9 protein-coding genes and 1 tRNA gene are annotated in these 8,363 nt (G+C 61.8%); 5 read left to right on the forward strand and 5 right to left on the reverse strand.

Annotated features, from left to right (window positions below; all coding sequences use genetic code 11):
• Positions 1-623 (forward strand): pyruvate kinase (locus NW857_RS05350; protein ID WP_414368208.1); only part of this gene is annotated, 623 nt, incomplete at its 5' end.
• A 10-nt stretch (positions 624-633) separates the two neighbouring features.
• Here the strand turns inward: NW857_RS05350 and lptB are convergent.
• Complete coding sequence (gene lptB, locus NW857_RS05355) at positions 634-1,362, reverse strand: LPS export ABC transporter ATP-binding protein (RefSeq protein ID WP_414335290.1); 729 nt, start codon at positions 1,360-1,362, stop codon at positions 634-636.
• A 677-nt stretch (positions 1,363-2,039) separates the two neighbouring features.
• On the opposite strand from lptB, the gene NW857_RS05360 reads away from it, so the two are divergent.
• On the forward strand, positions 2,040-2,531 hold the full coding sequence (locus NW857_RS05360) for a pentapeptide repeat-containing protein (RefSeq protein ID WP_414335292.1): 492 nt from the start codon (positions 2,040-2,042) through the stop codon (positions 2,529-2,531).
• 82 nt (positions 2,532-2,613) lie between these two features.
• Here NW857_RS05360 and NW857_RS05365 read toward each other — a convergent pair.
• Both NW857_RS05365 and NW857_RS05370 read right to left on the reverse strand, forming a co-directional pair.
• Positions 2,614-2,694: transfer RNA gene (locus tag NW857_RS05365), tRNA-Leu, on the reverse strand.
• Between the two features lie 79 nt (positions 2,695-2,773).
• A complete protein-coding gene (locus tag NW857_RS05370) occupies positions 2,774-3,718 on the reverse strand; it encodes a PLP-dependent cysteine synthase family protein (RefSeq protein WP_414335294.1) in 945 nt (314 codons plus the stop codon).
• A gap of 179 nt (positions 3,719-3,897) precedes the next feature.
• Here NW857_RS05370 and NW857_RS05375 point away from each other — a divergent pair, with 179 nt between their 5' ends.
• Genes NW857_RS05375 through NW857_RS05385 form a run of 3 tightly spaced genes read left to right on the forward strand, consistent with a single transcriptional unit; the run spans position 3,898 to position 6,595 of the window.
• Positions 3,898-5,025, forward strand: a complete 1,128-nt coding sequence (locus NW857_RS05375; RefSeq protein WP_414335296.1) for a cob(I)yrinic acid a,c-diamide adenosyltransferase — start codon at positions 3,898-3,900, stop codon at positions 5,023-5,025.
• Positions 5,025-5,789 (forward strand): lysophospholipid acyltransferase family protein, encoded by a 765-nt coding sequence (locus tag NW857_RS05380; RefSeq protein ID WP_414336768.1) that lies wholly within the window; start codon positions 5,025-5,027, stop codon positions 5,787-5,789. Before NW857_RS05375 ends, NW857_RS05380 begins: the two co-directional genes overlap by 1 nt.
• Positions 5,786-6,595, forward strand: coding sequence for an alpha/beta fold hydrolase (locus tag NW857_RS05385; RefSeq protein WP_414349138.1), 810 nt, complete (start codon positions 5,786-5,788; stop codon positions 6,593-6,595). The genes NW857_RS05380 and NW857_RS05385 overlap by 4 nt, the downstream gene beginning before the upstream one ends.
• Here NW857_RS05385 and NW857_RS05390 read toward each other — a convergent pair.
• Together NW857_RS05390 and NW857_RS05395 are read right to left on the reverse strand one after the other, a co-directional pair.
• Positions 6,573-7,304 carry an HAD-IA family hydrolase gene (locus tag NW857_RS05390; RefSeq protein ID WP_414335301.1) on the reverse strand — a complete coding sequence of 244 codons (732 nt, stop codon included), beginning with the start codon at positions 7,302-7,304 and terminating at the stop codon, positions 6,573-6,575. The two genes, NW857_RS05385 and NW857_RS05390, sit on opposite strands and share 23 nt — an antisense overlap.
• Before the next feature lie 18 nt (positions 7,305-7,322).
• Complete coding sequence (locus NW857_RS05395; protein ID WP_414335303.1) at positions 7,323-8,300, reverse strand: PhoH family protein; 978 nt, start codon at positions 8,298-8,300, stop codon at positions 7,323-7,325.
• Positions 8,301-8,363 lie beyond the last annotated feature (63 nt).

Raw genomic sequence — 8,363 nt, forward strand, 5'->3', positions numbered from 1 at the left:
TTGCTCCCCAGGGCAAGAAGTTGCGAGCCGAAAAAGGCCTCAATTTCCCCGATAGCCAGCTGCAGATCCGCCCCCTCAGCGAGAAAGACTGCCAAGACCTGGATTTTGTGGTGCAGCATGCCGACTTGGTGGGTTATTCCTTTGTCCAGCAGCCGGCGGATTTGCAGTTGCTGTTTTCCGAGCTGGAGCGGCGGCAGGCCCGGCCCGACTTGGGGTTGATCCTCAAAATCGAAACCCGACAGGCGGTGAAAAATCTGCCAGCTCTCATCGCGACGGCTGCTGATAGGCCGCTGGGGGTGATGATTGCCCGGGGAGATCTGGCCGTGGAGATCGGTTGGCTGCGCTTGGGCGAGATCCAAGAAGAACTGCTGTGGATTTGCGAGGCCGCCCATGTGCCGGTGGTGTGGGCTACGCAGGTGCTGGATCAGCTCACCAAAGAGGGCCTGCCCTCGCGGCCCGAGCTTTCCGATGCGGTGATGTCCGCCCGCGCCGAATGCGTGATGCTCAACAAAGGCCCCTATCTGCTGGAGGCGGTCGCCCTTCTTGACGAGCTGCTGGCCCGCATGCAAGCCCACCAGCACAAGAAAAGCCAACGCCTGCGGGCTTTGTATTCCTGGCAGTAGAGGAAGCTCGTTAGAGGCGGAACTTCTCCCCCAGGTAATACTTGCGCACCAAGGGATCCGCCGCCAGCTCTGCTGCCGTGCCCTTGGCCAAAATGGCTCCATCGTTGAGAATGTAGGCCCGGTCGGTGATCTCCAGCGTCTCCCGCACGTTGTGGTCGGTAATCAACACGCCGATGCCGCGATGCTTCAGCTTGGCCACCACCTCCTGGATATCCGCCACCGCAATGGGATCCACCCCCGCAAACGGCTCATCCAGCAGCAGAAATTTCGGCCCGTGGATCCCGGCAGCCAAGGCGCGGGCGATCTCGGCGCGGCGCCGCTCTCCCCCCGAGACCTGCAGGCCCAGGCTGTGGGCCACATGGGCAATGCGGAACTCCTCCAGCAGTTGGTTGAGGCGTTGTTGCCAAAGGCGGCGAGGCACCCGTGTCTGCTCCATGATCAGAAGCAAGTTGTCTTGGATGCTGAGGCGACGAAAGATGCTCGGCTCCTGGGCCAGATAGCCGATCCCCAACTGGGCCCGGCGGTGCATCGGTAGGTGAGTAATATCTTGGTCATCCAGCCAGACATGGCCTCGGTTGGGCTGGATCAGGCCGGTCATGATGTAGAAGGTGGTGGTTTTCCCTGCCCCATTGGGCCCCAGCAGCCCAACAATCTCTCCCTGCTGAATGTGCAAGCTGACGTCGCTCACCACCTCACGGCGGCCATAGCGCTTACAGATGTTTTCTAGGTAGATCTGCATAGGGCCGGCACAGAGTTGCTGATCAAGGCTTCCTATCCAATGCTTACGACAGCCTGTCACCCAGATAGGGATCCCGGCTGCCGTGGCACACCAGGTGCTCTCTTGAGGATGCCCCAAACCTGGTCCACAATCCAGGGGAGTGCAGGCAGTAATGGTTGCCCTCAAGCCAACCGGAGGAATCTTCGATATCCTCCCCACCCATCAAAATGGGATCGTTATGGGATCTGTGGCCTTGCCATGCTCCGCTGCCCAGCCTGCCATTGGCTAAACCCCGACTCCGATCGTCGCTGTCGCCGCTGTGGACACTTTTTGCGTCGTCGCTCGCTTCCTGTTGCCAGGAGCGGATCCCTGGCTTTCAGCCCGAGAAGGCCGAAAATCCGCTGGGATCGCGTCCTGGCTTCCTCAGCAATACTGGGGGTTTTGGCAGGGTTGGGGCAACTGTCTTGGCATGGGCTGCAGCCGCTGCTGCAAGATCCGCCCCCGCCCGGCGATAGCCCACCAGCTCTAGGGCGATAAGGCCGCAACGTCATCGCAGCTTGAGGGAATTTGTCAATCCGGGAGCCGAGGCAGACCTGTGGAGTGGTCGAAGCCGACGGATGCCACTATCATGTGACCAACCCAGGACAACCCCGCTCTGGCGGATTGTCGCCGTCAACCCTTGATGAGGCTTGGTCACCATGAACTTACATCTTAAAGCTGCCGCCGTTTTAGCGCTGCTGACCACGGCAGCCGTGGCCTCCACTGCCGCCGCCACAACCCCCAACGCCTGCTTCCTGCGCTATCTCATGGCTTCCCGAACCTGTCCCAACTGCCGCCTGGGATCCCTCGAGCTGAGCAACCTGGATCTGGCAGAGGCTAACTTCCAGGGTGCCGACCTGATTGAGGCCAATCTGGAGCGCACCCTCTTGACGGGCGCCGATCTCAGCCAGTCTTACCTGGTGGGGGCCAATTTGCGGCGGGCGCAATTGCGCGGAGCCAACCTGAGTGGCGCCTACCTGGAAGGCGCAGATTTGCGGGGCGCCAACCTGCGAGGGGCCGACCTCTCTTCTGCATTCCTGTACGGCGCCGACTTGCGGGGGGCCGATCTGCGCGAGGCCAATCTGGCTGGGGCTGACCTGCGCTTTGCCCGCACCTGGGGCGCACGCCTGCAGGGCGCCGTTCGGGAATAGCGCAAAAGGCCGAGATCAATTCTCGGCTGGCTCGCCACTGCCCACTTCCCCTCTCCTGCTCCGGGAGAGGGGTCGGGCCCAGTGCGGATGGCGAGACTCGAACTCGCAAGGCAAAGCCACACGCCCCTCAAACGTGCGCGTATACCAATTCCGCCACATCCGCTTCTAAGCCTAACCATCATAGCGGCAGAGGTGTGCAGTTGTTAAGGGCATTGGCCCTTTTGCATCCTGCCGCGGTAAGGTCAATCCTCCGTCCAAAACCGCTCCGAGAGATACTTGTCAGCCCCGTCGCAAAAGATGGTCACCACCACTCCGGAGGAAAGTTGACGGGCCACCTGTAGGGCTGCCACCACATTGGCCCCGGCAGAGATGCCCACCAGCAAGCCTTCTTCTAGGGCCAGGCGCTTGACCATTTTCTGGGCTGCTTCTGTGGAGATCTCGATGTGCTGGTCGGGCAGGGTGGGATCGTAGATCTCGGGCTTGAGGGCGGTGGCCATGTGCTTGAGGCCTTCTAAGCCATGAAAGGGAGAGTCCGGCTGCATGGCAATGATTTGGATATCGGAGCGGCACTCCCGCAGGCGCCGCCCTACCCCCATACAGGTGCCGCTGGTACCCAGCCCGGTTACAAAATGGGTGACCTGCCCCTGGGTTTGCTCCCAGATTTCTACTCCTGTGGTCTCGTAGTGGGCCTGCCAGTTGGCGGGGTTGCTGTATTGGTCGGGGTAGAAATAGAGCTCGGGGTTTTCGGCGTAGAGGGCGCGGGCTTTCTCGATGGCCCCATCGGATCCCAGGGCGGGATCCGTCAAGACCAGATCCACGCCGTAAGCCGCGAGGATCTTCTTGCGCTCCGGGCTGGCGTTGGCCGGCAGGGCCAGCTTGACTTTGTAGCCTAAGGCCGCCCCGATCCAGGCGTAGGCGATGCCGGTGTTGCCGCTGGTGGCATCCAGGATGATCTTGCCGGGGGTGAGCTTGCCCTGGCGTTCGCCGGCGCGAATCATGTTCAGGGCAGGGCGATCTTTGACGGAGCCACCGGGGTTGTACCACTCTGCCTTGCCGTAAACCCGCACCGATTCCGGCAAATCGGCAGCCACTCGCCGCAGGCGGATAAGCGGTGTTCCACCCACCAGCTCAATGGGGCTATCGACGGCAGAAAATAAGGGGCGAGAAGAAAATGCAGTCGGATACAAGGGGGATCCCTCGCTAGACAGGCATTGACTGGACAACCATTGCTCATCTTATCCTGGCCTTTCTCGGCTCTTGAGGGCTTTTTCTGGCCCCTGGCCAGCTTTCCTAAAAACCTGTGGCTAGACTCTAAGATGGGGGTAGCAGGGCAAGAGTTCTGGACAACGGCACGATGCGGAGGGGCATGGCAGAAATCGGCATTGTAACCGCCCAGCAGTTCGACCGCCGACGGGGCCAGATCCACGTCTACGACGGTGAGGGCAAAGGCAAGTCCCAGGCGGCGCTGGGGGTTGTGCTGCGCTCCATTGGTTTGGGGATCGAAAAGGCGGCCCCCAGCCGGGTGTTGTTGGTGCGGTTTCTCAAGGGGCCGGGCCGCACCTACGCCGAGGATGCGGCCATTGCTGCTCTGCAGCGGGGCTTCCCCCATCTCATCGATCAATTGCGCACCGGACGCGGGGAGTTCTTCGGCCCGGACGAGATCACCAAGTTCGACCGTCAGGAGGCCCGCCGCGGCTGGGATGTGGCCAAGGGAGCTTTGGCGTCAGGATTTTACTCGGTGGTGGTGCTGGATGAGCTCAACCCGGTGCTGGATCTGGGCCTGCTGCCGGTGGATGAGGTCGTCAACACCCTCAAGCAAAAGCCGGAGGAGATGGAGGTGATCATCACCGGGCGGGGGGCGCCCAAGGAAATTATCGACCTGGCAGACTTGCACTCGGAAATGCGCAGCCTGCGCCGGGGGGCGGATCCCCAAAACGGCCAGCCCAGCGGCATTGAGATCTACACCGGCAACGGCAAGGGAAAATCCACCAGCGCTCTGGGTCGGGCTCTACAGGCCATCGGGCGCGGCATCAGCAAGGATCTCTCCCACCGCGTGCTGATCATGCAGTGGCTGAAGGGGGGAACGGGCTACACGGAAGATGCGGCCATTCGGGCCTTGCGAGAAAGCTACCCCGACCTGGTGGATCACCAGCGTTGCGGTCGGGATGCGATTGTCTGGCGAGGTAAACAGCAAGAAATCGACTATGTAGAAGCGGAGCGGGGCTGGGAGTTGGCACGGGCAGCTATTGCTTCCGGCCTGTACAAAACCATCATCTTGGATGAGCTGAACCCGACGGTGGATCTGGAGCTGCTGGATGTGGAGCCGATCGTGCAGGCTTTGTTGCGCAAGCCGCGCGATACGGAGATCATCATTACGGGCCGCTGCCATGCCCCCTTGCCCTATTTCGAGCTGGCCTCTGTCCATTCGGAAATGGTGAGCCACAAGCACTATGCCGAGCAGGGAGCCGATCTGCGACGCGGGGTGGACTATTGATGGGATCCTTCGCAGCGTTCTGGCAACCGTTGTCCCCAGCCCTGTCTGTTTTGGCTTGGCCGCCAGACTCCAAGATGCTGGCTCAGTCGTTGCTCAGCCTTTTCCAGACGGAAGTGTGGGTGGAGGGGGGGGAGCGCATTCCCGCCGGCCCGCTGGTGGTGGTGAGCAATCACCGCAGCTTCCTGGATGCGCCGGTGCTGATCGCGGGGTTGGATCGGCCAATTCGCTTTGCCTGTCATTACTACCTGTCTCAGGTGCCGCTGCTGCGGGAGGTGGCCCTGGCACTGGGTTGCCTTCCCCTCAAGCAGGGATCCCGGCAGCAAATCCATTTTTTTCGCCAGGCGCAGGCCACCTTGGCGGCAGGCGTGGGGGTGGGGATCTTTCCGGAAGGCGCGGAGCAGATCACCCGTGCGACCTCGCCTCAGGAGTTGGGGCAGTTTCAGCCGGGCTTTGCCCATCTGGCCTTGGCGGCAACGGTGGATCCCTTGCCGATTCTGCCGGTGGCCGTGTGGGCCCAGGAAGAATGGCGGGGGGTGGATATTCCCATGGCTTTCTTTCGCTGGTTTGACCCCAGCGAGCCCCGCTTTCAACAGGAAGGGGGACATCCGGTGGTGTTGTATCGGCGGGTGGTGCTCAGAGTAGGATCCCCCCTCTGGGTCACTGGGAAGCAGCGCCACCGATCCCGACGCGAACGAATGCAGGTGATTCAAGAGCTAACCGCAGCGGCCCGAGAACAGGTGCAATTGGGATTGGCAGGGAAATGAGAAAGTTGAGTGGCGAGCTGATAACCTCTAGCTTGATCTGCCCGGCAAAGGAGGCAGTCGGTCAGGAGCGGCCTCTGTTGCTGTACCTGCCCGGTATGGATGGCACAGGCGGGTTGTTTTACCGGCAGGCGCGGGCTTTGGAGCGGGAGTTTTGCATTCGCCCCCTGAGCTTGAACCACCCAGAGGCGGGAAATAGCTGGGAGACCCTGGCCGACTGGGTGGGATCCCAGTTGGAAACAGGAGCCTACTTGTGTGGAGAATCTTTTGGGGCCTGCCTAGCCTTGTTGGTGGTTGCCCGCTGGCCGGAACGGTGCCGCGGCCTTGTTTTGGTCAATCCGGCCTCGTCGCTGCGACGTCGGCCCTGGTGGTGGGCGGGGCATTGGCTGCTGCCCTTTTTGCCGCCAGGGCTCTATCACCAATTGTCGGAGCGGGGGCTGGGGTTTTTGGCCGAGCTCAACCAAATCGAGCCGCCGGATCGGGAGCGATTGCGCCAGGCCGTGCACAGCGTCCCGCCAGAGGTGGCTGCCCAGCGCTTGGCCTTGCTGGGATCGTTTGTCGTGGAGGAGCTGCCCCTGGAGTCGATGACCCTGCCGACGTTGCTGGTGGCGGGGGGGCGGGATCGCCTGTTGCCGTCGGTGCAGGAGGTGGGCCGGCTGGCGGAGCGGCTGCCCCGGGCGCAGGTGGAGATCTCGCCCTTGAGCGGCCACGCTTGTCTTCTGGAGCGGCAGATGAACCTGCGGCGTTATTTGCTCAAGCCAGATGGGGTTTTCGCCCCCCTGCTGCTCAATTCTGCTGCGAGCCGTTGAGAATGGAAAGGGCTCCCCACAGATCGGCTATCCGTCCTTGGCAGGAGCGATCTTTTCCTTCTCGATCCAGCCAAAGGGCTTTCAAGCCCGCTGCTTTGGCCCCTTGATAGTCTTCGCGGTGGCTATCGCCGATGTGGCAAGCGGCTGCGGGAGGGATCCCTTGGGCCGCCAGGGCAGCTTGGAAGATGCGGGGATCGGGCTTGGCATAGCCCACCTGGGTGGAAAGGGTGAGGCTGGAAAAGTAGGAACCCAACTGCAACTGCTGTAGCACCCCGGGCAGGCGGCTGTCGAAATTGGAGATCACCCCCAGCCGGATCCCTTCCTGTTGCAGAACCTGTAGAACCGGCAGCGTCTCGGGATAGAGCTCCCAGGGCCCCGCCCCGGCAAAGTACTCGAACAGGTGGGCAAAAAACACCTCAAACTGCCCTTCCCCGAAAGCAGCCAGGGATCCCACTTGGGCGAAGGTCTGGCGCACCACCTGCCGCCACCAGGCCCGCTCCCATTCCTGCAAGACGGATCCCGTCAAGCCTGGGCAGGCCGGAGTTGGAGCCTGGGCAAAAGCTTGGGCAAAGGCGCAATCCAACGCTGGGGGATCCACCCTCACCCCATATTCTGCTGCCACCTGGCTGTAAGCTTGGCCAACGCCGCCCCGCACCCGAAACAGGGTGCCCACCGCATCGAAAAAGAGCACCGTTCCGCAACTCATCATGAGTAGGTATCACCAGTATCACTGCTGGCTCTCATAGCGGTCGTAGGCATCCACAATCCGCTGCACCAATGGGTGACGCACCACATCCCGCTGGTCAAAGTAGCAAAAAGCAACCCCCTCCACCCCCGTCAGGATGCGCTCCGCAGCGGCCAAGCCCGACAGGCGATGCTTGCCCAGATCCGTTTGGGTGAGATCCCCGGTAACCACCATGCGCGACCGGAAGCCCAGCCGCGTGAGGGCCATCTTCATCTGCTCCGGGGTGGTGTTCTGGGCTTCGTCCAAAATGATGAAAGCATTGCTGAGAGTGCGCCCCCGCATGTAAGCCAGGGGCGCCACCTCGATGACCCCTTGTTCCATCAACTGGGGCAGCTTGGCCGGGTCGATAAACTCGAACAGGGCATCGTAGAGGGGCCGCAGATAGGGATCCACCTTTTCCACCAGATCCCCCGGCAAAAAACCCAACTTCTCCCCCGCCTCCACGGCAGGGCGAGTGAGGATCAAACGCTCATATTCCCGGTTTTGCAGGGCAGCAATGGCTACAACAGCGGCCAGATAAGTTTTGCCGGTGCCTGCCGGCCCGATGCCGAAGCAGAGGTCGTGGGCGCGAATGGCTCGCACATACTCCTGCTGGCGGGGCGTTTTGGGCCGGATCAGCTCTCCCTTGCGGGTGCGGGCCAACACACCTGCTTGCGCTTGCTGATAGGCCGCAGCCTCCTGCCCGGAGAGGGCGCGAAAAGCTTGCTCTGCATCGATCACCGTGACAGGGTGTCCAGTTTGCCAAAGCGGCTTCAGCAATTCTAGCCACTGCCGCACCTGCTGCCGCTGCTGAGGGGTGCCTTTCAGGTACAGGTCTTGCCCGCGCAGCGTTACAGAAGCCCCACTGAAGCGACTGATCCACCTCAAGTTGGCCTCCTGAATGCCCGCCAAAGACATGGCCTGTTGAGGATCGGACAGAGAGATAATTTCGAAATCGGTGGGAGCAGAAGTGTCGTGCATGCCGTGGGCGCCGGGCACCCCGCGAGACTGGTAATGGTGATCCTATCAAAAACGGCTGTCAGA

Source organism: Synechococcus sp. H55.9 (assembly GCF_047462355.1).
In the GTDB taxonomy this organism is placed as follows: Bacteria; Cyanobacteriota; Cyanobacteriia; order Thermostichales; family Thermostichaceae; genus Thermostichus.

What these genes read in the sequence shown, in the direction of transcription:
- lptB (WP_414335290.1), bottom strand. Translation starts at nt 1,362, where the DNA reads ATGCAGATCTACCTAGAAAACATCTGTAAGCGCTATGGCCGCCGTGAG.
- NW857_RS05360 (WP_414335292.1), top strand. Translation starts at nt 2,040, where the DNA reads ATGAACTTACATCTTAAAGCTGCCGCCGTTTTAGCGCTGCTGACCACG.
- NW857_RS05375 (WP_414335296.1), top strand. Translation starts at nt 3,898, where the DNA reads ATGGCAGAAATCGGCATTGTAACCGCCCAGCAGTTCGACCGCCGACGG.
- NW857_RS05380 (WP_414336768.1), top strand. Translation starts at nt 5,025, where the DNA reads ATGGGATCCTTCGCAGCGTTCTGGCAACCGTTGTCCCCAGCCCTGTCT.
- NW857_RS05385 (WP_414349138.1), top strand. Translation starts at nt 5,786, where the DNA reads ATGAGAAAGTTGAGTGGCGAGCTGATAACCTCTAGCTTGATCTGCCCG.
- NW857_RS05390 (WP_414335301.1), bottom strand. Translation starts at nt 7,304, where the DNA reads ATGATGAGTTGCGGAACGGTGCTCTTTTTCGATGCGGTGGGCACCCTG.
- NW857_RS05395 (WP_414335303.1), bottom strand. Translation starts at nt 8,300, where the DNA reads ATGCACGACACTTCTGCTCCCACCGATTTCGAAATTATCTCTCTGTCC.